This is a genomic window from Parachryseolinea silvisoli, assembly GCF_021190955.1.
GTDB classification, from domain to species: domain Bacteria; phylum Bacteroidota; class Bacteroidia; order Cytophagales; family Cyclobacteriaceae; genus Ohtaekwangia; species Ohtaekwangia silvisoli.
In genome coordinates this window covers 991109-1012325 of record NZ_JAIOAO010000002.1, presented here as the reverse complement: position 1 = coordinate 1012325, position 21217 = coordinate 991109, and the positions used below count along the sequence as shown (strand labels likewise).

Genomic DNA, 21217 nt, shown 5'->3' with positions numbered 1-21217 from the left:
ATAAGACCTCCACCAAAGCAATCATTCAGTGCGAGTTATTCAAACTTAACCGGGAACATATGACCGATTCCGATGCTACACGTGGTTTATGCACAGCCTGCGACCACGCCCATAATTGCACCTTACCCGGAAGAAAAGATGGTGTTTGGCGCTGTCCCGAATTCAGCTAATGACCAAAAAGCATTATTATGAAAACGCACGAAAATATTAAAACGAAACTAATCAAAAACGGAAAATGGAAGGAGTTCAATAAACACGCCGTGCTCATCGCAGAAGGGTTTTACCTGGATAGCAAAAAGCACGGAGCCTGGCGCGAGTACTATGATGAGAACGGCAGTATAATGCTGGAAGAGAGTTACAAACACGGAATCCAGCATGGCCCGTACACCTCCTTTTATCCGAATGGTCAGGTATTTAGTAAGGGCCAATTTTTTAACGGCTTACGGGAAGGACGCTTTAAAGTATACGATGAGCAAGGAAACAACGTACGAAACCTGTTTTTCATCAACAACATCTTAACCGAAGACAGCGACGAGCGTATATCCATGGGCGAAAGAGCCACCCACCGAAAAACCGGCGCTTGATCACGCCTGAAGTAAATAAAAAAGCACTTGACCTTACGCAAGTACTCCTTCAGGAAATTACTGCTATGCAATACGCAGCATTTCGGATTTGGAACGAACCCATTCGATAAGCTGCCTCCTTTCCTCCGCATTTAAATACCGAAAAGCCTTTCTAACTTCCTTTCTGAACAATTTTTTATCGAATGTCATCTTCGACAAAATCAACTTCGAATACTCGAGCATACTGCACTTAAACTTTATTCCCCGCATAATAATTGATTTAACAATAAATTGGGCCTGGCTGCCAAGGCCGTTTGCATTCCAAAAGTGCATTATCCATGCCAGAATAAAATAGCGTAACAGTATACACAAGACCATTAAAGCAACCCGATGGCGTGGTCCATAATTACCCAGTGGGTAGGTTGTGCGCAGCACACCCGATCGTATGCGATAATCCGCTCGCTACAGAACTGCTTCGCGTGTACGTCGAGTCTTTTCCTCCACTGCGGCGACCGCTCCAACTTTCTTAACCGCCTGCGCTCTCCAAACCTTCACCAACACCACCACACTAATCACCGCCAGCGATAAGAACAGCAGGTCAACAAACAGTATATCATATGCCCGTCGCGCATACGTACTCCAAAACCAGTTATCCCGTACAATACCATCCAGCAGCGGCAACAAAAAGCACGTCAGCGCAGATAGCAGCGTCGTCTGCCGGTTCGTCACTTCCAGATCCCTCCGCACAATAAAATAAACACCGAGCACCAGCCACGAATAGAAATACCAATTATAAATCTCCGATTGCCCCGCGTTCTTCAGAAACAACAGCACAATCATCGTAAAAGCCGTTACCGGCAGCATCGACATGCAAGCCGCCATAAACACATTGGCTGTCCAGAAATTAAACACCCGCCTATGCTTCGGTATACTATTCTTATCGCGCGCTACCAGCCAAATCAAGATACCGGATATAATCACCACACACCCCGTTGCCCCCAACACAAAATACATCACGCGCAAAGGCCGTCCGCCAAAGTCACCAAAATGCAAGTGGTAAATAAGTGCCTTTACCTTGTCGATATAACTGGCATGCTCCGTCGGCAGGGATTCATGCAGGATCTTCTGATCGCGGACCCGACAAATGGTCTTTCCTGATCCGGCGAAGCTTGCTTCCGCCAGCGGTTTGGACAGCACAACTACGTGCATATTATCATCCTGGTAACTCTTAATAGCCACCCGGCTTATCTCCCCTCCCGTAATTTTCTGCTCGACTCCCGCGAGGTAATCGTTCAAATCAAACGTCGCAGCCAGCGGAGTGTACGTATATTGAAACTTCGTGCTATCAGAATACTCCAGGCTCTGATACATCTTCTCGCTATCGCCCTTATATAGATAAGTAGCATAAGGCGTCATCAAAAACGAATTCGCAATCAGCACAATCCCCGTCACAGCAAAAATGAACTGAAACGGAAATTGAATCACCCCCAACCCCGTATGAAGATCCGTCCAGACCGTCTTCCACTTCGCCCATGGCCTGAACGTAAAAAAATTAGAAACAATCTTATCCCAATGCAGCATCAACCCCGTGATAAGCGCAAACAGAAAAAGGAAGGACACAATTCCAGCCAGCAAATAGCCAAACGGCGCGCCCAGGTAAATAGGAATAGCATTCAATTGAGCAAGAAAATGCAGCCGATACAAAAACTCTCCCATATCGTACCCCGCCTGATATTCGACCTCTTTCTTCTGTCCAAAGTTGTACGTAAAGAAAGCCGAGTCATCATCTCCACCACGCCTTCCGCGACCTCTGCCTCTACCCTTCTTTTGCTCCTCCGGCTTTTTCTCCACTTTCGCCTTCACCGTGCTATCATGCGAAGCCGACATGGACACATACGCACCCATACCGTGTCGTTGCATTGAAAACTCAATATCGCGGCCTTTCAACGTATGATTCGCCGCAAGCGAATCCAGCACATGGTTAAAATCTCTTTCTGTAATCCCGCGTTGTGCGGTGATCGATTCATTCTTCTGCCACGCCGCAATATCATCCTTAAAAAAGGAGAACGAGCCCGCAAAAAAAATCACGTATAACAACGCGCAAATGAAAATGCCGCTGATCGTATGCGTATGGAAGTAAATATTGTAATTGCGATTATCCATGGCTGGCACTTAAGAGATCAAATAAGGAAGCAAAAACAAAAGAGTAAGAATGACGTAAGCCGCCCACACCTTCCAAACATTCCTAACAAGGAATGCCACAAGTAAAAGAATAGCCCACAGAATGTAGCCAGTGAAAAAAGAAGTGGCAATAACATTCTCTTTCGGAAACAGCTTTGTCAGCAACATGTGGAAGCTAAACATAACCGTATACCCGCCGACAACGCCGGCCAGTATCTTGGCCAATCGTAGCCACGGTGATTTCGTCAGGTATTTCTTGTTGGCAGGCATAATGATCAAACTAAAAATTCCAGCGTCAGGAAAAACACATACAGCACAACCACTCCCGTTTCGTTTACATACCGAAACGGATTAAGCGAAACCACCAGGCATCCTACTCCCATCAAGCCCACGAGGCTGGCGCATATTCCTGTCATCCACCCCCATTGCACGACAAACGCTATCGTCACCAACAGCATCAGTGCTCCTCCAATCATTCGGTACGTTTGCCTGTGGCGCAAGATACTGAGCAGGTACGACGGCGGATCCGTATGTTCTACTTGCTCCGAAGTAACATACAGAAGCTGAAAAGCAATCAATTGGATGAAGTAAAATGTGGTGATCATACGAAATAGTGCTTAATGGATAACTCGTTAGCCGGGCATTTAGGCCCGTGCTAACGAGTTTTATATCATCTTCTCAGGCAACCGTTAGTCGAGATGCTGGATCGCTGTCAGCGTTCCACCGTCGACCTTCAAGCCCTGCGTTGCTGTTTTAGTGGTGACATCAATCTTATATACGTAACCGGTACCATCTTTCAGGTTTACACCGATATAGCCAGTGCGCCCATCTTTGGGGGTATAGTTGTTCGTAGTAAGACTGGCGATATCGTCAAACGCAGGAAGTCCTGAAACGATATCATAGGTTTTATTGATAACGTTCACGACTGCCACACGACGACCTGAAGGAAATGATGTTCTTTCCGACTTTGCCTGTGAGTGAACGATGTAGTTATTGTTACCCACATACAGCCAGGAAGTAATATTGTTACCGCCGCTGGCATCTTCTACATCAAAATAGTATTCGTCGAATTCAGTAGTGCCGGACTTGATACGGGTAATAGCAGAATGCTTCGTAGAAGAAAGTGCACCGCCAGTTGTTGCCGCCGAAGGAGAGAAAGCATAGATGTCGCCGTTTTCAGCTATTGAAAGACCGTCCATAAAATACCGGCCGATGAAGCTGGTGCGATTATCTTCAATTACCTTATCAAGAGACATGTCGGCGTAATTGAACACGGCAATCCATGCCTGGTCAGGATAGTCCGTATTGAAACTTCTGTCTTTAATAGTTTGGTAAGGTGCATACACTTTATCACCCACCTGTTTGATCCAGGTAAAGTGAGCCAACTCCCCCAGGTCGCCCGTTATATCCAGGGTGTTCATCGTACCTTCGGAAGTGATGGTCAGGCTTTCTGTGCTGACCTTATACCACGAAGAGGTAGGAGTCGCTAGGTTCCGGGCAATCTTAACAAGCAGCAGGTCGTTGTTTACCGGAGCGAATGACTGCACCGTTTCGGTTTGAAAATTTGTCAATTTATTCAGCGCACCGGCTTGTATATCGTAGGCCGTTACCGCGCCGGGGTTGCCCTGCCCGTAGAGCATACTAAAGAATTTGTTATTATGTGTTACGTAGTAGCGATATGTTCCGTCTTGTTCAACACCATTTTCAGCAGTGGATACGCTTCCCGTATCCAGGCTGCTGGCAGTGAGCAGGTAGTCAGCAACGCCGGTAGATGCGGCAGGCGTTACGGCCAGAATGAAATTGCCGGGGTTCGCAGGAGCGTTGTCGTCGTCAGAGCATGACACGGCAAATGTTACGGCAACAAACAGGGCCGCCAGTGTGGTTTTGATATTCATATTAAAATAGATTGTTAATTATTACTAGTCTTATGAAAGAAAGCCCGAACGTTTACATAAAATCCTCGGCCCGGCTTTTGGAGACTGAAGTTGTCGTACAGTAAGGCATCGGTAACATTCCGGGCTTCCAGGCCGACATTATAGCGACCTTGTTTCAGGCTATACACAATGTTCACATCATGACTCAGCTGCTCGGGAATGTCCAGCTTGTCGCTGCCGCGGCTGGGCCAGTACAGGTAAAATGCGTGAACATACAGCATGTTATAGCCAATGCTCATATTATTACCTTTCGCGCCCAGATCGCGAAGCGATACCGAGACGTCGGCGTTACCGAACAGGTAAGGTATGTTTGGCATCTGATCCAGGTAAACCGGACTTACACCTGTGTATCCGGGCTCGATCTTCTGCATGTTCTGCAGATATTGGTAGGTCATCGTAACTCCTGCCGATATCAGTCGTTTGTGCGAGTAGCGGAGCTCAGCATCACCTCCATAGGTCCGCACCCCCTCGCGGTTATCTGGAATGAGCTTCGATTGATTGTTATTTAACCGGTTGTAGATGAAATTGCGGGAGTATCGATATACACCATTGGCATTCAAGAGGAACTTATTGTTTGCATCAGCGGCAAAGGTGTACGCCAGGCCCACGTTTATATTATCACTTTGCTCCGGCAAAAGGCTCGGATTGCCTTCAAAATTCTCAACATCCCCGAATATCTCCTGTGCTTCCGGCATTCTATTGGTGAGCTCATACGATGCTTTCACTTGTAGTGAAGTCGAGAAAAAATACGTCCCCACGATACCGTAGCCAATCTTATCTGTTGTAGCACGGGCCTCTTGCGCAGCGACAACGTTCTTTTGAGTGATGAACTTACTGATCAAGGTGATGCCGAAAGCATCCTCCTTACTGTAGGCATAGCTCAACCCTAATACATTTTTCTGAGTTTTACTCGGCGGGTTGGTCGCATCCGGATTTAACACATCCGACCCTTTGCGATTAAAGGTATTGAACACATCGCTCATCGCAATGGATTGACGGTCATTGATGCGGTAACTAGCCATCGCCGTCGCGACACCAGTATTGTTTTTATACTTGTATAAGCTTCTGGACCGTTCGCCACTGGTCCCATTCGGTTTACTGTTACCATACCAGTCATACCGGACGTTCATCGTATCGATATTTTGCTCGCTTCCCAGGTTGTAGTTAGCATTGAGGGTGACATCCAGGCCTTTGATCAAGTCCTGTTTTCTGTATTTAAAAGTCGGCGTCACGACATCCCCGCGTCGGTGCCACTTGCCAAACACTGACACCATTCTCGCACCAGTCTGAATTTCTTTATAGTTGCGCCCCAATGTAATGCCCAACAACAATTTATCGGCATACTTCTTCTTGACCACGCCCACCTGCGCAATCAGGGCTTCATTGTGATAAACATCGTGAAAACGTCGGACCCAGGCGCCCGGAGTATATGCCCCGGTCCAGATGTCAGCGGCATCCACCTTTACTTTATAATCATTGTCGGAGTAATTCTGGTATGCGCTTAACTGCACTTGCAAACCACGTTCTGATGTGGCCGCGGCATTGATCACACTTCGGTGGGTATTGAATGAGCCATAGGAATATGATACGTCCACATAGTTTCGGTAACGATCATTGGTGATAATGTTAATGGCGCCGCCTAGTGCGTCGGAAGCCAGGGATATCGGAACAACACCTTTATATACTTCGATTCGATCGGCAGAGTTGATGGGAATATTATTGATCTGAAAAGACGAACCGAATCCATCCATCGGTATTCCGTCGATAAAAAAACGCACGTGGTTGCCGGAAAAACCATTCAGAGAGAGGTTGAAACTTGACCCTACACCGCCCGATTCACGAACACGAACGCCTGCGACACGGTCCAACGCGCCTGCCAGATCAAGGGTGGTGTTGTATAATTGTTTGGCATCGACGGCCGTGACGTTGTAAGCCTGTCGGTTGGTCTCCTGCACTTCGGAGCGACCAACCACCATGACCTCCTCCAACTCGGTGGACGACGACTCCACGGTGAGCGAAACAACAGCTTCCTTGCCGGTCTCTATATGTATAGTATGCTGTAAGGATTGAAAACCTATACCGGTAACGAGAAGTATATGCTTGCCCGCTGTAACATTTTCGATGACAAAGGCACCCGCATGATTCGTCGCTGCGCCGAGGGCAAGGTCCTGAATTTTGACCATCAGACCTATAGCGGGCTCACCTGTTTTGTCAAGTATAGTACCGCGAATCGACCCTGTCTGTGCTTGCGCAAAAATACCGCACGCACATAGCAAAGCCATGAGCAAAATTTGTCTACTTTGCATTGCTTTTAAATGTTCCGTTTAATCGCTCCCGGTTCACCGGGATAGCCGTACAGTTGCCGCTGTACGGCTTTATTTTGTGCGATATTAGAACTCGTTTAGAATAGTTCCAAATAACTACCGGAAGAATCCGGGTTTATCACAACCTCAACAGCATGGTAAAGAAGAAAATACCCTTCACAGGGGATCAAAATACCCTGTCGATGAAACCACAAGTTTCGATTTGGGTAAGTATAAAATAACATGATCACCAAAAACAAAAGGCGTACAGAGGACGTACTAAGGATATGCTAACGAAAATTCTACCGTTCATACTCGCCGTCGCCTGCTATAGCAATGCCAGCTGCCAAAGCGACCTCCCTCAGGACGTCAAAGACAAAATCAAACTACGCGTCGACAATCACACCAACCCGGGCATCGTCATCGGACTGATCAACGGCGATGATGTACGTTTTTATTCATTCGGCGTGAAGTCATTGACCACGACCGACCCCGTCAATGAGCATACTATATTCGAGATCGGCTCAATCTCTAAAACATTTACCGGCATTCTGCTCGCCAACGAAGTCGTCAACGGGAAAATCAAGCTCGACGATCCCCTGCAAAAATATCTGCCCACCGGAGTCACCGCTCCCACCCGGAATGGCGAAGTGATCAGGTTGGTTAATCTTTCCAATCACACTTCGTCATTTCCCAGGCTTCCGGACAACTTTACCCCCGCCAACCCGGCAAACCCATACGCCGACTATACCGAGAAGCAATTATATGATTTCCTGAAAGGCTATACTCTTCCACGCGACATCGGCTCACAATACGAATATTCGAATTATGCCGTGGGCCTGTTGGGGCACATCCTGGCAACGCAGAAGAAAACTACATATGAAAAGTTAATGGTCGACGTTATTGCCACCCCCCTGGGCATGGCCAATACGCGCGTTACCTTAACGCCGTCCATGAAAAAGAACCTGGCACAGGGTTACAGCGAAGGCGTGGCAGTCGAGAATTGGGATCTCCCAATCTTGGCAGGGGCCGGTGGCATCCGGTCCGACGCCGTGGACATGGTCCGGTATATACGCGCTAACATGGGACAGGGGAAGAGCAAGTTGTATTCAGCCATGCAGTTGGCTCAGACAAACACACGCCCGGCAGACGCAGCACCACAAGTAGGCTTGGGCTGGCACATTGCTAATGTCAATGGCGTAGAAATCATCACGCACAGCGGCGGCACCGGCGGCTACCGCACATTTTCTGGCTTCCAAAAGAATGGTAAGAAAGGCGTCGTGGTCCTCACAAATTCAGCGATCGGTGTCGACGACATCGGCTTGCACCTGCTGGACACGAACATCCCCGTAACAGACGGCAAGCCCCCCGTGATCGAAACAGCAGAAATACCTGTTGATATAGCCGTGTTGGAAACTTACATTGGCCAATACGAGCTTGCACCCGGCTTCATCCTAACAGTAACGCGAGAAGAAAAGCAACTGTTCGCCCAGGCGACAGGCCAGGGAAATTTTCCGATATTCGCCAGGGCACAGAACGTCTTCTTCTACAAAGTAGTAGAAGCACAGCTAACGTTCCACCAAAATGCTTCGGGGGCCATCGAAAGCGTTACCCTCCACCAGGGCGGGCGCGAAATCATCGGAAAGAAAGTGAAGTGAGGTTCGTCCTTATTACGCCGCTTTGCTGACGTGCAAGATCAACTGCCGGTCAAGGGAAATTTCGAACGTATTGCTATCCATCAATTCAATACCCTTACGGGATTGCAGCAGCATGTGCAATAAATCCTGGGCTACTTCAGAACTTTTGATATCGTTCAGCGCCTTGTTTTTGAAAACCTGCAAGCTGAAACCTATGCTCTTCTTCTTACCCTCGTCAAGCGCCTGAAATTCATGACGCATAAGCTGGTACTGTTGCGGCTCCTGAAGCGAGTCGATCATCATTTTCAGTATAACCGGGCGATACTTGCTCCAAAGAGGTGCATATTTTCGGTTGGGCAGATCGTAGCTCATGATTCTTATTTATATGTGTAAAAAACTATTCGCTCGTCACACATAGTCATTAAACAGGACGAGATTAGCATGTAAAGTTACCTTATCGAGTGTCGACAGAACAAAGCCCTTGAGGAAGCATTTCATGCAAAAGGACCATGGTAGCGCTGAATAAGTCTTCAAAGGTACGCTAAATTACTCGATCATGTGGCATCGCTAAAATAATTTAGCAACGCCTTTTAAGGCAATGCAGGGCTTATTGTGTGTTTTTAAGCTGATTTGCAGAGATGCACGCAGGCACGGCACATGCGCAGATTGGTTTACAGCCTTTTAAAGGCTACCTTTGCACCGTCAATTGTGGATATTCTTATTCGCTGGTTCTTCCTCGGAGAAGCTCGGTCACTAATTCTCTCCCCAATTAATCCAGGAGATACGTCGTTGTTACACTGCTAACGGACCGCCGAAAAGGCTTTTTGTTTTTGAATTTGTTAACGCTATGCCCTGGATAAGCGCATCGAAAGGATCGGTGTGGCATTCCTATATCTTAACAACATTCTACGTGTCATTTCAAAAACTTCAGGTAAGTGCACCTATTCTGGATGCGCTCCAGAAAAAAGGCTACAATCAACCTACACCCATCCAGGAACAGGCCATTCCTGCCATTCTTACGGGACGCGATGTACTCGCTTCCGCACAGACAGGCACCGGTAAAACCGCGGCGTTTGCCATCCCGCTGCTGCAACGACTCTCAGAGGCAAAGCCATCGAATGGTATTCGCGGCCTTATTCTTACACCTACGCGCGAACTGGCTATTCAGATCGCGGATAACCTGACGCTCTATGGAAAGAATCTACGCCTATCGAGTGTCCTTGTTTACGGCGGTGTTTCTCAGATGCACCAGGTCAGACAGCTTCGCCAGGGAGCGGATGTTGTCATTGCCACGCCCGGCCGATTACTCGATCTCATTAACCAACGGATAATAAAACTGAGCGACTTGCAGATTCTCGTGCTCGACGAAGCCGATCGTATGCTTGACATGGGCTTTATTCACGACGTGCGGAAGGTACTTTCACTCGTTCCACGTGAGTGCCAGCGCATTTTTCTGTCGGCAACAGTGCCCGCGGAAATTCAATCACTGGTAACGAGCATGCTTCGCACACCGATTACTATCAAGGTGGCAACGCAGCAAACGGCCGCGGTCATACGGCAGGGTGTATACCATGTCTCCCGCCAGGACAAGCAAGCATTGCTTCACCACGTCATTGCCGAAGCTATGGGAAATGTCATGGTATTTGCCCGGACCAAGCATGGCGCCGACAAAATCGTGCGCAATCTGGTGAAAGCCGGTATCTCGGCAGAGGCATTTCATGGCGATCGCTCGCAGGGAGCACGGCAACGTGCCTTGACCAATTTCAGAAAGAACGCAACACGGGTACTGGTCGCCACAGATATTGCCGCCCGGGGGATCGATATCAACAATCTTCCTTTTGTCATTAATTACGAGATGCCGGATACAGTCGAGACGTACACCCACCGCATTGGCAGAACCGGCCGCGCGGGTAATTCGGGCACGGCTATTTCGTTTTGCGACCACGAGGAAAAAGGACAGCTGCGGAACCTGAACCGCATTTCGCCCGGTAAGATCGAAGTGCTGGCGCATCCTTTTGCCTGATCGTCTTCTGATTTCCCGCATAGGCAACTGTGCGGGAGGTTCTCTATTTTTTATTGTAACTAGTAGTATTCACATGAATTTATATGTAGGAAACCTTGCCCGCCAGGTGAACGACCAGGCACTCGAGGCACTGTTTGGAGAGTTTGGAAAAGTGTCATCCGCGAACGTCATTGTTGACCCGCAAGTGGGTGAATCTCGGGGATTTGCCTTTGTGGAAATGCCGTATGACAACGAAGCAAAGGAGGCCATTCGCCAATTAAAAAATGTAGAGTTTTTCGGCCGCAAAATGTTTATCTCCGAGGCACGCCAAAAACAGGCAAAACGGTAGCCTCGATCGTGCCCATCGCACCGCGGCCGCACACTTTCGTCAAGCAACTCTGAGAAATGAAACAACTAAGAATCAGTAAGCAGATCACGAACCGCGAAAGTCAGTCGCTGGACCGCTATTTATCCGAAATAGGCAAAGTGGCACTTGTAACAATGGACGAAGAGGTGGAGCTGGCAAAACGAATACGCGAAGGGGACGCGGTGGCGCTGGCGAAATTGACAAGAGCCAACTTGCGTTTTGTCGTCTCCGTCGCAAAACAATACCAGAACCGCGGCCTGGCGCTGAACGATCTGATCAACGAGGGCAATGTTGGCCTGATCCAGGCCGCCGTACGATTTGACGAAACGCGCGGATTCAAATTTATTTCCTATGCTGTATGGTGGATTCGTCAGGCGATTATCTCCGCATTGGCGTCGCAAGCCAGAATCGTGCGACTACCACTAAACCGCGTCAGTTCTATCATCAAGCTGTTGAAGGCGCAAGCAGAGCTCGAGCAGCGCCTGCAGCGCGAGCCAAGCAACAATGAGCTCGCGGAAATACTAAACGTCACGGTACACACCGTGGACGATACACTTATTATCTCACAAAAGTCTGTTTCGGCAGATGCACCGGTACTAAACACCGATGACTTATCGCTGATCGACACGTTGCCTGACGCAACATCCAGCGCACCCGACGCATCGCTGATGAGCGCCGCTTTGCAGGTCGAAATTCGACTGGCATTGTCGGTATTGACTGCCCGCGAAGGCGAGGTGCTGACACTTTTTTATGGTCTGAATGATCAGCAGGCACTCACACTGAGCGAAATCGGCGAGCGGTTCTCCATTACACGCGAACGTGTACGGCAAATTAAAGACCATGCTACGCAGCGACTACAGCGGTCCCGCCAGGCACAACAGTTACGAACGTACCTGGGATAAAAGATAAAAAAAGGCCCTTTTACGAAGGGCCTCTTTAAAATGCTTACCAGCCTTTATTGTAGCCACCGCCACCACCGCCGCCGTAGCCACCGCCACCACCGCGTCTGCCGCCGCCACCACCGTAGCCGCCGCCACCGCCGCGTGGATTGTCACTTTTCGGCCGTGCCTCGTTAACGCTCAGTTCTTTTCCAAGAAAGCTAAAGCCGTTAAGGCTTGTTATTGCTTGCTGCGCCGCAGCGTCGTCAGGCATTTCGATAAAGCCGAAACCACGGCTCCGCTGTGTTTCCTTATCTAAAATGATTTTTGCAGAGGTCACGTCACCGTACTCTTCAAATAATTCTTTCAACTCGCCTTCCGAGGCTTTGAAAGGGATGTTTGCTACATAAATGTTCATTGTTTTAAATATTTCGAATGTTAAAAATATTTCTCGTTAAAAAGTATGCCACGACTACCGTCATCTAAATTCGGTACTAGTAGTAGTGCTTCCACAACTTATACAAATTATCATAAAGCAGAAAATCTAACGCCACAAGATTTTCATTTCGGAACATAACATTGTGCATTACATGCCGTGCTCCATCAATGTCTTCCCATCGTACATCACAGGCCGACTCTTCACCCATGGCCCGCTGCGGAACAATAAGCATCTCAGTGGCCGATATCTGATAATGGGCCTGATAACGCTTTAATTTGTCCGTATTAATGCTGTACGGCTTGTTCAGGTGAATATTCATGAGAATTATGTCTTAGATCTTTGCTCTTTGACTTGCAATCAGCAATGAATCCCGACCTTCCACACGAAATTTTGACGTTATCTTTTGTTTTGACGTGTCTCCTGCATGACTGTGTATTCAGCACATTGCGTTAAACAAATCTAAAAGAAAACAAGCCAGTCGTGCGGATTAGGCAGTACAAACAAAGACTATTTCCCGAATTAACTGAGGAGAGAATTAAAGACCGCGCCAAATGGAAAACGATCTGAGAATTGGGTATCCGCAATTGATTTCTGCAAAGGTAACCGAAAAAAAGTTTTAATCCTACTCATAATTACAGGGGAGCCTCTGTTCCAGCCTGATACATGCAAAAATCGCCGAATTCCGCACCATTACAGCATGGTTGCCGCCACCTTCCGGCTTGATTCTTATTTACAATAAGCCACGTATGGCCGCCGGTGTCTCATCAGCACTGGGCTTGATAGAATGGTCCATGGTAACGATGTGCCCATCTTTGTCGATCAACATGTAGTGGGGGACACCCTGGACTTTATATTTCGCCCGTAGTATTTTGCTCTGCTCTTCATCTAAAAACTTGTGAATTCCTTTGTGTGCATACTTCTTAAGCAGGTTCTGATACGCATCCTCACTGGACTCCAGGCACAGGTATAAAAACACGACGTTGTCGCCGAAAGCATCCTCCAGCTTTCTGGCGTACGGAAATTCCTGTCGGCAAGGGCCGCACCACGTAGCCCAGATATCAATATAGATCACTTTCCCTCTGTTCTGTTGAATAACACTGTCGACAAAAGAAACACCACTCACCAACCGCTCCACGGCGGGTGCCGGCAGACCTTCCACCTCCTTCTTCTTCAGTGCATACTTTTTAAATAAGGGTTCACGCAAGAATGGTTGCGTAAGGTTCGCATCGATCAGGCTCCGATTTTTCTCGAATGTTCCAAGCGCCGACTGCTCCAGCCAACCGTTTAGAAAATAACAAAGGGCGATTTCCTTGATTAAGGGGTCTTTAGAGTATCGCACAATGCTCCGAAGCTTTATAGAATCTTGTTGCCCTTTTGTTAGCGATCTTTTTAAGGCGGCAGCGTCAGCCGACGAATGCCCGCGTATATACGTATATGCGTAGTGGTTGATATAATTACTAATAGCATCTCCACTGACAAGCGCTAGTTTTACATCATCATAAGTCTGCAGATAGTCATAATACTTTAAGGGGACATCCCATTCAGATTCTTTCAGCACCAGGGCAGCTCGATGGTCACCCGGGAAATATGTAAGATCATGATAGTATCGATTACCTGCATAAAGCTTTGACCAACGGGCAGCTTCCTGATTAAGCCCTTGCTTTTTAACAAAAGCGGCGTAGAAATTAAGTATCTCGTTCTTTAGCGAATCACAGTATTGAACAAACTGCGATGGCGTAGAATTCTTTATTCTGATTGTATGTTTTTCATAGTTATACCAAGAAACAGGATTTTCAGCATATGCCTGCTGAAACAAGGCTACGCCTTTATTGCTCGCGGCCGCATCACCGCTAAATTTTGCACTCTTCAAAGCAGCAGTACGGTCACTCGTGGTACCATCGAATTCCAGGTAAATACTATCACCGGGATGAAATAAAATCAGGAAGTTCGTTTGATAAGCTACCCAGGCATCGGTAGGCACATACGCCTCGAATTTAAACATAAAGTTTCCGGCGACATCGACGGAAGCCTTGAGCTCCTCCTGCCCAAACCCGACCCGGTTAATAAATAGCGCGATAGATGAGTTCGCTTTCGGCGAAATTACTTTACCCGCGATAATAACTGTTTTGGCATTTTGGCGCGGTATTGCGGGATAAGCAGTAGTCACCAGCGCCAGAAAAAACAACGATAAAGGCGCGATAGATTTTCTGATCAACATATTCATTTGTAGTGGAATAATAAAGATAGCCATCCCCGTCTACCGAGTGATGGCTATTCGCGACTTAATGTCCTTATTCTCAGCGAGAATTGCAAATGATCGCTGCATGGCTATATACCCGGCACAACTTCCGATTTATCCAATTGAAATTACCTCGTGCACAAAAAAAAGGCTGCCTTGCGACAGCCTCTCTTCCAAACTCTATTCTTTAATTTTATGGACAGCGGAAATTATTTTGCTCCACCGCCGAAGAAGCCACCGACACGGATGCCCAGGTAGCTGTTTTTGAAGTCACCTTCGATGCCATCGACTTTCGTTGCGCCAACAATGTTGTAGTCGATAGAAAGTGTGAAGTGGCCAGCGTCAAAACCTACGCGTGGGTAGAAACCGAATTTGCTTCCGTCAGAACCTGTCAGTTCTACAGACTCATCATCATCGCCATCAAACTCAACAGCGGAATATTTATAGATACCCAAGCCCAGGCCCACGAAAGGACGAAAGCCACCTTTTTTGAAGTAGTACTGACCGTTTACGGTGTATGAGCTGGCAGAAGCGATGTCAAAATCTGCTTCGTCGCTACCAAGAGACTCAGAATAGCCACGGGCCATCAATGCCCACTCCATGCGAAGACCTACGATCAGATCGTCCGACACACGGTAGCCAGGTTCGAGGTAAAAGAGCACGCCGCCCTTAGCACCTTCGCCGCTGGGGCTAGCGTAACCGCCACCAACGCCTACTCTGAATTTTTTGTAGTCCTGTGCTTGAACAGCAACTGCAGCAAAAAAGCAGAACATCAAGATTGTAAAAATTTTTTTCATGGTTAGAATATGTTTTTGTTGGCAGCAAAGCTATTGTGCGTCCAACGTTTACACACCTCGACGAAATGCCATAATCTACTGTCAGCAAGGATTTCGCGTATTGATGCGTGTTTTTCGGGAACAATTGCTTTCTACAGCGTTTCCAGTGCATCGGGAAAATAATATTCGGCGCCTGGCCTTGTAATAAGACCGTTCGTTTTGACATATTTCTCTATCCAGCTGCAAGATTCGCCATCTATAGTAGTGATGCGTTGCATGAATCCGCAACGAAGAGATCGCACAAACCGACAGGCTGAGCTCTGAACGTATATGCTGAGTACCAAGGCCGGATATTTAACTTGTTATATATACCACGCTCTCCCAGGAAATTTCTCCGTTAGGATAATATTCTCCTGATAGAATTGCTAAATCGAACCCTATAAATGTCTCACTGACACATACATTGCGAAAGACGTGACTCCGTATGCGCGCACGCGGTCATTCTTTGCCCACAAAAAAGAAGCCTGACATTTCAATGACCACATATTCCTTAGCCTACTCGACGAGGTATAGCGCATCGCCTTATTGCCAACGTGCGATGGTGAATCCGACAAAATATTCGATCTTACAGGCATTAAATGTCACCTTATGAAGACAATGACCTGCAAACAATTAGGCGGCGCCTGCGACCAGACCTTTAGCGCCAGTAGCTTTGACGAGATCGCCATGATGGTGAGCAAACATGCCCGCGAAAGAGTCCAGCAAGGCGATGTCGCACACATCGAAGCCATGAATGAAATGCGAAAAGCCATGACATCGTCAGAAGCGGCAGACGCATGGATGAACGATAAGCGGAATGCTTTCAACGCATTGCCGGAAAACAATAGCTAAGAGCGCCCTGTCAATGATGCTTCTTCTTAGTACGCTTCATATCGAAGACAGCAATGAATTACCTTCCATAATTCATATCGATCAGGCGGACTTATAACAAGGTCTTCATTTCTGAAATGCTGCTGATCGTCGCCACCATGCCGTCTGGAACTTTGCCAAACCCGTAGTTGGCAAAAATAAAGGGCACACCGGCTTGCGTAGCGGCGTTGTAGTCGCCCATCGTATCGCCGACATACACCGATCTTTTTAAGCCGTGATCGGTTACAACGTCAACAATATTGTCGGCTTTGGGACGGCTTTTCGTTCCATAGCATTGATGCCCCAAAAAGTATTGATGGAGGTTGTTCAAGTCCAAAAACAACTCGATGTAACCGCACTGACAGTTGCTTACAATGTATAGTTTATAGCGTGCGCTCAGATCTTTTAATGTTTCTTCCAGCTGTGGGTAAAGGTCACCACCTTTGGCGTGCAAGATTCGCAGCTCGCTCTCACCACACTGTGCCTTTACTTCGGCGCGCTGCGTGTCATTCAAATCTGGAAAGAGTTTATCGAAGATGGCATCGTATGTCATGCCGGTGATCGATCGCACTAACTCCTGTGTCATATCTATCTTCAGGTAGTCGACCTTGTTCACGGCATCCTGCCAGGCCAGCGCCACGTTCGCGGTACTGTCCCACAGCGTTCCGTCGAGGTCGAAGATTATACTGTCGTATTGATTTTTCAGTGTATTACTCATGTCGGCCGCAAAAGTACAGCGTTAATTGTCGCACACAAGAATTTTCTAAAAAAGAGAGCCCTGTAAACGTTTGCCAGGGCTCTACTTTTTACAATCTGGGATCTACCTCCTCACTTTCCAACGCCAAAACAGCAAACACACACTCGTGCACCTTTCGCAGTGGATCTTTACGTACAAACCGCTCCAGCGCCTCTACACCCAGGGCGAACTCACGCAACGCCAGGGATCGCTTAAACGAAAGATTCCGGTTCCTTAACCGGTCCAGGTTTTCCGCCTCGGTATATTCAGGGCCGTATATAATGCGCAAATATTCTTTGCCCCTGCACTTGATCGCCGGCTGTACCAAACCCTTCCTGCCAATGGCAACGAAATCGTACGGCTTGATCACCATTCCTTCGCCACCTTGTCCGGTAAGATTGGTCCACCAGTGAACCACCTCGTCTACCTGCCCATCATCAAACACGTCGATGATCTTGTGCGTAGTTGCCAAAAACAACGCAGGGTCGGCATCGCAGATCACCTGAATGGTATTCATGTGCCAGGCATGACTCTTGTCTGTATGCACAGCACCCTCCGTCGCCAGTATATGAAACGGCGCCAGCGTCAGATCGTCTACCGCGTTTACCGGCCAACAATACTGGTGGTACGACGTTTTGTAGTCGTCAATCAAATCTTGCTTCTGTTGAAACCTCGACAACAGTTGCTCAATACCGTCTATGTTCCGGGACGCTGTTTGACCCAAAACATCTACGACGTTCCGCAGCGAAGCCGTTGCGGCAGTCCCTACTGCAGCATACTGATCCTTTAGCAGCGCCTGCGCTTTTACCGACCACGGCATTAACTCAGCATCGAGACAAACCCAGTCGGTATTCAGCGTGTCCCAAAATCCGGACGTTGTAAGCGCCTGGTTCACCCGCAGCAAAAATTCTTTCTCAAGACGTGGGTCATTAAAGAAATTCCGACCCGTGCGGGTATAACACACGCCGATGCCTTCGTGCTCGACGCCAAACCGGCTTCGGATGGCCTCTTCGTCTTTGCCTACAATCAACACCGCCCGCGAACCCATATGTTTCTCTTCACAGATCACCTTTTCAATTCCCTGACTGCGGAAATATTGCAGGGCCTCCACGGGATGTTCCAGATAAGCTTCCAGCTCACTGGCTTCGGAAGGCGACATTGTGGGTGGTAGATAGATCAACCACTTTGGATTGATGGCAAACCGGCTCATGACCTCCAACGCGGCAATGGAGTTCTCCTCCTTTACCGTTACGTTGTTTCGAAGGCGTGTGGCAATGATGCGCTTGCCCGTGACATCCTCAATATCCAACACGTCGTCGTGCGATTGCTGGTGGGTCAGCATCTGCTGGTGGAGCTCAAAGTCGATTGGCCGGACGGGCGTCTCGTATACTTGTTTGGCTTGTACCGAAACAAGTTCTTCTTCCGGATACCGCAGGGCCGTAAGCTTACCTCCAAAAACACATCCCGTGTCAATGTCGATGGTCCGGTTGAGCCACTGGGCCTCTGGCACTGGCGTGTGTCCATATACAACCATAGCTTTGCCACGGTACTCCAGAGCCCAGTTATACCGGACAGGCAGACCAAACTCATCGATCTCACCAGTAGTCTCCCCGTACAGACAGAATGTGCGCACGACGCCACTTCCCCGCCCCTGCATTTCTTCTTTTAATCCGGCATGCGCAACGACCAGTCTGCCACGATCAAATACATAATGGCTTACCAGGTCATATAAAAACTCTTTGACATCACTGCGAAAACCATCGTCTTCCTGCGCAAGCTGCTCAACCGTTTTCTCCAGGCCGTGCTGTACTTGTACGTTCTTTCCCTGAAGATACTTATGCAATTTAATATCGTGGTTCCCGGGCACACAAAATGCAGTACCAGCATGTACCATGCTCATGACTAGTCGCAATACATCCGGCGACTTGGGTCCGCGGTCCACGAGGTCGCCCAGGAAAACCACTGTCCTCCCCGCAGGTGGAATAACCTGAAAGCCAAAGTTCCGGTGCTGTACCGCCACACGCACAACGGCGTAGCCAAGTTTGGTCAACAGTTCCATCAGTTCATCAAAACATCCATGGATGTCGCCGATGATATCAAACGGCCCGCCAAGTTCCTTCCTGTCGTTATACAGCTTTTCACGTGCAATGTGCGAAATCGCTTCAATCTCGTCTGTCGACTTTAATACATGTATATGACGAAACCCTTCATCTTTCAATTTCCGCAGCGACCGCTTCAGCTGCGACCGTTGCTGATAGAGAACGTGTCCACCAAAATTGCGATCAGGACGCTGAGCATTTCGTGCTTCACATACTCGTTCCGGCACGTCTAGCACAATAGCGACAGGGATACAATGGTATTCACGCGCCAGGCGAACCAAAGATGCCCGCGACTCGGGCTGAACATTGATAGCATCCACAACCGTCAGCAAACCATTCTTTAATCGCCTGGCTGCGATATAATGCAATAACGCAAAGGCATCATCGGTTGCTTCCTGTTTATTTTCGTCATCCGATACGATCGCACGGCAACGATCCGAAGACGCGATCTCCGTCTCTTTAAAATGTTTCTTCGCAAAGGTAGACTTCCCCGAACCGCTAACGCCAATCAGCATCACCAGTGAAAGCTCTGGTATCTTTAATTCTTTACTCCTCGTTTCCATCAACTTTTCTTTTAAAAATTGCCATCTGTGTGGGAGCGCCAACCCGTTCATGGACATCGCCAACCGGCTTAAACGATACACTATAGTTGTTTCTCTTCGCAACGTCTGTCGCCCAGGTTTCAAATTCGACTCTTGTCCATTCAAACCGGTGGTCCGTGTGTCGCATGGTTCCCGCCTCCATCGTTTCAAAAAGTTCGTTGTACTCGCGGTTGGGTGTTGTTAACACCACTGTCCCAGGTTTTGCAAACTCGAAGACAACGCGTTCAAAGGCTTTCAAGCGATTCAGGTCCAGGTGTTCGATAACCTCCACAATAGCGGCAGCATCAAAGCCCACCAATCGCTTGTCGCGATAGGTAAGCGCCCCTTGCATGATCTCAATCCGCTCCTTTTGCTTCGGTGGCATCTCATCAAAGACAAGACGGCGGGCCGCTTTTTCCAACGTACGATACGAAACATCAACACCGAGAATTTTTTTGAACTGCTTTTCCCGTAGCAGCATCTTCAGCAGCTTGCCTTCGCCACATCCCAGGTCAACGACGGTATTGCTACCAGACGACACCAATTCATCCAGTACGACTTTCAACCGCTTATCATGAAGCTTCTCTTTAGCAATATCCCGTTCGCCATCGTCATGCGCGCTTCCTTCAGGTGCATCATCCGTCAACCGGGCCAGGGCATTTTTTGCCAGGCCCCCTATATTTCGTAAATACCGTTTAATGATCTGCTCCTTCTCCGTATGATCTCGCAACCAGCGCTCGCCTTTTTGCAAGAGCTTTTCAACTTCCTGCTGACTAACCCAGTAATGCTTTTCATTGTCCAACACAGGAATTAATACATATACATGAGACAATAAATCTTTTAACTTCAGGTCGGCCTTCAGGGTCACCGTAAAATATTTACTCTGACCCCATTCCGGAAAATTATCGTCCAGGACATACTGTTCTACTGTAACGGCGTAGCCAAGCGGCTCGAACAGCCGTCTGATTAGGAGCTCGCCGCCCCTGGCGGCAGACAGAACGGAAATAGTCACCTCAAAAGGCATCGTTACATCCACCAGCTCGGGGCGTTTCTGGCACGTGCCATTCATGGCCGTGGAAAAAGCCCTGGCAATGGCTACACTCATAAAGGAGGATGCTACATACGGCCTGTCGTTTACATAGTGCCCCAGTGTAAAGGAGTCCGGCCCACCCTCGCCCGATTTCCTGACCAGGCCAATCGGATCGATATCTAACAGTAGGGCAACCGTGCATTTGTCGTCGTCCGCGTGTGGATAAAAAATGTGGGCAACTCCTTGCGACAGCTCCACGGCTTGTAGCTTCCCTGGATGTTTGTGCAGCAAATAGCTAAGATCGGTTGCGGGTGTGCGCGTTGTTGTAATGGTCAATAACATAATGGCTCAAAGCTGCGGGTATACTACGCAGTCTTTTTGCGTAGTCGGTAAAAATCTCAACCTGCTACAAAGTCCTTTTTAGTAGCCGCAAAAAAGGGCACTAATAGCGTCCTACACAGGATCATATTAGTGCCCTCTATTTACCTTTCCCTTGCGGAATTGTACAAATCTGCTGCGAAGCTCCCACCTGGTAGGGCGACG

At 48.3% G+C, this 21217-nt stretch carries 19 protein-coding genes; 6 read left to right on the top strand and 13 right to left on the bottom strand.

The window, feature by feature from the left end; genetic code table 11:
• Positions 1–188: 188 nt before the first annotated feature.
• A complete protein-coding gene (locus tag K7P01_RS14145; protein ID WP_267294035.1) occupies positions 189–584 on the top strand; it encodes a toxin-antitoxin system YwqK family antitoxin in 396 nt (131 codons plus the stop codon).
• 441 nt (positions 585–1025) lie between these two features.
• On the opposite strand, the gene K7P01_RS14140 is transcribed toward K7P01_RS14145, so the two are convergent.
• The 5 genes from K7P01_RS14140 to K7P01_RS14120 all read right to left on the bottom strand — a co-directional run bounded on the left by K7P01_RS14140 (position 1026) and on the right by K7P01_RS14120 (position 6960).
• Complete coding sequence (locus K7P01_RS14140) at positions 1026–2726, bottom strand: PepSY-associated TM helix domain-containing protein (protein ID WP_267294033.1); 1701 nt, start codon at positions 2724–2726, stop codon at positions 1026–1028.
• A gap of 9 nt (positions 2727–2735) precedes the next feature.
• On the bottom strand, positions 2736–3014 hold the full coding sequence (locus tag K7P01_RS14135; RefSeq protein WP_267294031.1) for a hypothetical protein: 279 nt from the start codon (positions 3012–3014) through the stop codon (positions 2736–2738).
• A 5-nt stretch (positions 3015–3019) separates the two neighbouring features.
• Positions 3020–3349: a hypothetical protein gene (locus tag K7P01_RS14130; RefSeq protein ID WP_267294029.1), complete on the bottom strand. Its 330-nt coding sequence runs from the start codon at positions 3347–3349 to the stop codon at positions 3020–3022.
• 84 nt (positions 3350–3433) lie between these two features.
• Entirely contained in the window at positions 3434–4639 is a 1206-nt protein-coding gene (locus K7P01_RS14125; RefSeq protein ID WP_267294027.1) for a DUF4374 domain-containing protein, read from the bottom strand.
• A gap of 14 nt (positions 4640–4653) precedes the next feature.
• Positions 4654–6960, bottom strand: a complete 2307-nt coding sequence (locus K7P01_RS14120; protein WP_267294025.1) for a TonB-dependent receptor — start codon at positions 6958–6960, stop codon at positions 4654–4656.
• A 308-nt stretch (positions 6961–7268) separates the two neighbouring features.
• On the opposite strand from K7P01_RS14120, the gene K7P01_RS14115 reads away from it, so the two are divergent.
• The gene (locus tag K7P01_RS14115; RefSeq protein WP_267294023.1) at positions 7269–8639 is read left to right on the top strand and encodes a serine hydrolase; all 1371 of its coding nucleotides are present in this window, start codon (positions 7269–7271) and stop codon (positions 8637–8639) included.
• Between the two features lie 12 nt (positions 8640–8651).
• Here the strand turns inward: K7P01_RS14115 and K7P01_RS14110 are convergent, their stop codons facing one another.
• A complete protein-coding gene (locus K7P01_RS14110; protein ID WP_254082827.1) occupies positions 8652–8990 on the bottom strand; it encodes a hypothetical protein in 339 nt (112 codons plus the stop codon).
• A gap of 475 nt (positions 8991–9465) precedes the next feature.
• On the opposite strand from K7P01_RS14110, the gene K7P01_RS14105 reads away from it, so the two are divergent.
• The 3 genes from K7P01_RS14105 to K7P01_RS14095 all read left to right on the top strand — a co-directional run bounded on the left by K7P01_RS14105 (position 9466) and on the right by K7P01_RS14095 (position 11889).
• The gene (locus K7P01_RS14105; RefSeq protein WP_267294020.1) at positions 9466–10641 is read left to right on the top strand and encodes a DEAD/DEAH box helicase; all 1176 of its coding nucleotides are present in this window, start codon (positions 9466–9468) and stop codon (positions 10639–10641) included.
• A 73-nt stretch (positions 10642–10714) separates the two neighbouring features.
• Positions 10715–10969 carry an RNA recognition motif domain-containing protein gene (locus K7P01_RS14100; RefSeq protein WP_267294018.1) on the top strand — a complete coding sequence of 85 codons (255 nt, stop codon included), beginning with the start codon at positions 10715–10717 and terminating at the stop codon, positions 10967–10969.
• A 56-nt stretch (positions 10970–11025) separates the two neighbouring features.
• Entirely contained in the window at positions 11026–11889 is an 864-nt protein-coding gene (locus K7P01_RS14095) for a sigma-70 family RNA polymerase sigma factor (RefSeq protein ID WP_267294016.1), read from the top strand.
• 43 nt (positions 11890–11932) lie between these two features.
• Here K7P01_RS14095 and K7P01_RS14090 read toward each other — a convergent pair whose 3' ends face one another.
• The 4 genes from K7P01_RS14090 to K7P01_RS14075 all read right to left on the bottom strand — a co-directional run bounded on the left by K7P01_RS14090 (position 11933) and on the right by K7P01_RS14075 (position 15340).
• A complete protein-coding gene (locus K7P01_RS14090; RefSeq protein ID WP_267294014.1) occupies positions 11933–12283 on the bottom strand; it encodes an RNA recognition motif domain-containing protein in 351 nt (116 codons plus the stop codon).
• 76 nt (positions 12284–12359) lie between these two features.
• Positions 12360–12623, bottom strand: a complete 264-nt coding sequence (locus tag K7P01_RS14085) for a hypothetical protein (protein WP_267294012.1) — start codon at positions 12621–12623, stop codon at positions 12360–12362.
• A 411-nt stretch (positions 12624–13034) separates the two neighbouring features.
• A complete protein-coding gene (locus K7P01_RS14080) occupies positions 13035–14522 on the bottom strand; it encodes a TlpA family protein disulfide reductase (protein ID WP_267294010.1) in 1488 nt (495 codons plus the stop codon).
• Between the two features lie 230 nt (positions 14523–14752).
• Positions 14753–15340, bottom strand: a complete 588-nt coding sequence (locus tag K7P01_RS14075; RefSeq protein ID WP_267294008.1) for a porin family protein — start codon at positions 15338–15340, stop codon at positions 14753–14755.
• A 627-nt stretch (positions 15341–15967) separates the two neighbouring features.
• Here K7P01_RS14075 and K7P01_RS14070 point away from each other — a divergent pair.
• Complete coding sequence (locus K7P01_RS14070; protein WP_267294006.1) at positions 15968–16210, top strand: DUF1059 domain-containing protein; 243 nt, start codon at positions 15968–15970, stop codon at positions 16208–16210.
• 91 nt (positions 16211–16301) lie between these two features.
• Here the strand turns inward: K7P01_RS14070 and K7P01_RS14065 are convergent, their stop codons facing one another.
• The 3 genes from K7P01_RS14065 to K7P01_RS14055 form a co-directional block, all read right to left on the bottom strand.
• Entirely contained in the window at positions 16302–16946 is a 645-nt protein-coding gene (locus K7P01_RS14065) for an HAD family hydrolase (protein WP_267294004.1), read from the bottom strand.
• A gap of 88 nt (positions 16947–17034) precedes the next feature.
• Positions 17035–19626 carry a polynucleotide kinase-phosphatase gene (locus tag K7P01_RS14060; protein ID WP_267294002.1) on the bottom strand — a complete coding sequence of 864 codons (2592 nt, stop codon included), beginning with the start codon at positions 19624–19626 and terminating at the stop codon, positions 17035–17037.
• The gene (locus K7P01_RS14055) at positions 19610–21016 is read right to left on the bottom strand and encodes a 3' terminal RNA ribose 2'-O-methyltransferase Hen1 (RefSeq protein WP_267294000.1); all 1407 of its coding nucleotides are present in this window, start codon (positions 21014–21016) and stop codon (positions 19610–19612) included. The genes K7P01_RS14060 and K7P01_RS14055 overlap by 17 nt, the downstream gene beginning before the upstream one ends.
• Between the last annotated feature and the right edge of the window lie 201 nt (positions 21017–21217).

Coding starts and splice junctions, on each gene's coding strand:
- K7P01_RS14145 (WP_267294035.1), top strand. CDS start 189: ATGAAAACGCACGAAAATATTAAAACGAAACTAATCAAAAACGGAAAA.
- K7P01_RS14070 (WP_267294006.1), top strand. CDS start 15,968: ATGAAGACAATGACCTGCAAACAATTAGGCGGCGCCTGCGACCAGACC.
- K7P01_RS14130 (WP_267294029.1), bottom strand. CDS start 3,349: ATGATCACCACATTTTACTTCATCCAATTGATTGCTTTTCAGCTTCTG.
- K7P01_RS14140 (WP_267294033.1), bottom strand. CDS start 2,726: ATGGATAATCGCAATTACAATATTTACTTCCATACGCATACGATCAGC.
- K7P01_RS14085 (WP_267294012.1), bottom strand. CDS start 12,623: ATGAATATTCACCTGAACAAGCCGTACAGCATTAATACGGACAAATTA.
- K7P01_RS14110 (WP_254082827.1), bottom strand. CDS start 8,990: ATGAGCTACGATCTGCCCAACCGAAAATATGCACCTCTTTGGAGCAAG.
- K7P01_RS14100 (WP_267294018.1), top strand. CDS start 10,715: ATGAATTTATATGTAGGAAACCTTGCCCGCCAGGTGAACGACCAGGCA.
- K7P01_RS14115 (WP_267294023.1), top strand. CDS start 7,269: ATGCTAACGAAAATTCTACCGTTCATACTCGCCGTCGCCTGCTATAGC.
- K7P01_RS14090 (WP_267294014.1), bottom strand. CDS start 12,283: ATGAACATTTATGTAGCAAACATCCCTTTCAAAGCCTCGGAAGGCGAG.
- K7P01_RS14080 (WP_267294010.1), bottom strand. CDS start 14,522: ATGTTGATCAGAAAATCTATCGCGCCTTTATCGTTGTTTTTTCTGGCG.
- K7P01_RS14135 (WP_267294031.1), bottom strand. CDS start 3,014: ATGCCTGCCAACAAGAAATACCTGACGAAATCACCGTGGCTACGATTG.
- K7P01_RS14060 (WP_267294002.1), bottom strand. CDS start 19,626: ATGGAAACGAGGAGTAAAGAATTAAAGATACCAGAGCTTTCACTGGTG.
- K7P01_RS14065 (WP_267294004.1), bottom strand. CDS start 16,946: ATGAGTAATACACTGAAAAATCAATACGACAGTATAATCTTCGACCTC.
- K7P01_RS14055 (WP_267294000.1), bottom strand. CDS start 21,016: ATGTTATTGACCATTACAACAACGCGCACACCCGCAACCGATCTTAGC.
- K7P01_RS14125 (WP_267294027.1), bottom strand. CDS start 4,639: ATGAATATCAAAACCACACTGGCGGCCCTGTTTGTTGCCGTAACATTT.
- K7P01_RS14105 (WP_267294020.1), top strand. CDS start 9,466: ATGCCCTGGATAAGCGCATCGAAAGGATCGGTGTGGCATTCCTATATC.
- K7P01_RS14075 (WP_267294008.1), bottom strand. CDS start 15,340: ATGAAAAAAATTTTTACAATCTTGATGTTCTGCTTTTTTGCTGCAGTT.
- K7P01_RS14120 (WP_267294025.1), bottom strand. CDS start 6,960: ATGGCTTTGCTATGTGCGTGCGGTATTTTTGCGCAAGCACAGACAGGG.
- K7P01_RS14095 (WP_267294016.1), top strand. CDS start 11,026: ATGAAACAACTAAGAATCAGTAAGCAGATCACGAACCGCGAAAGTCAG.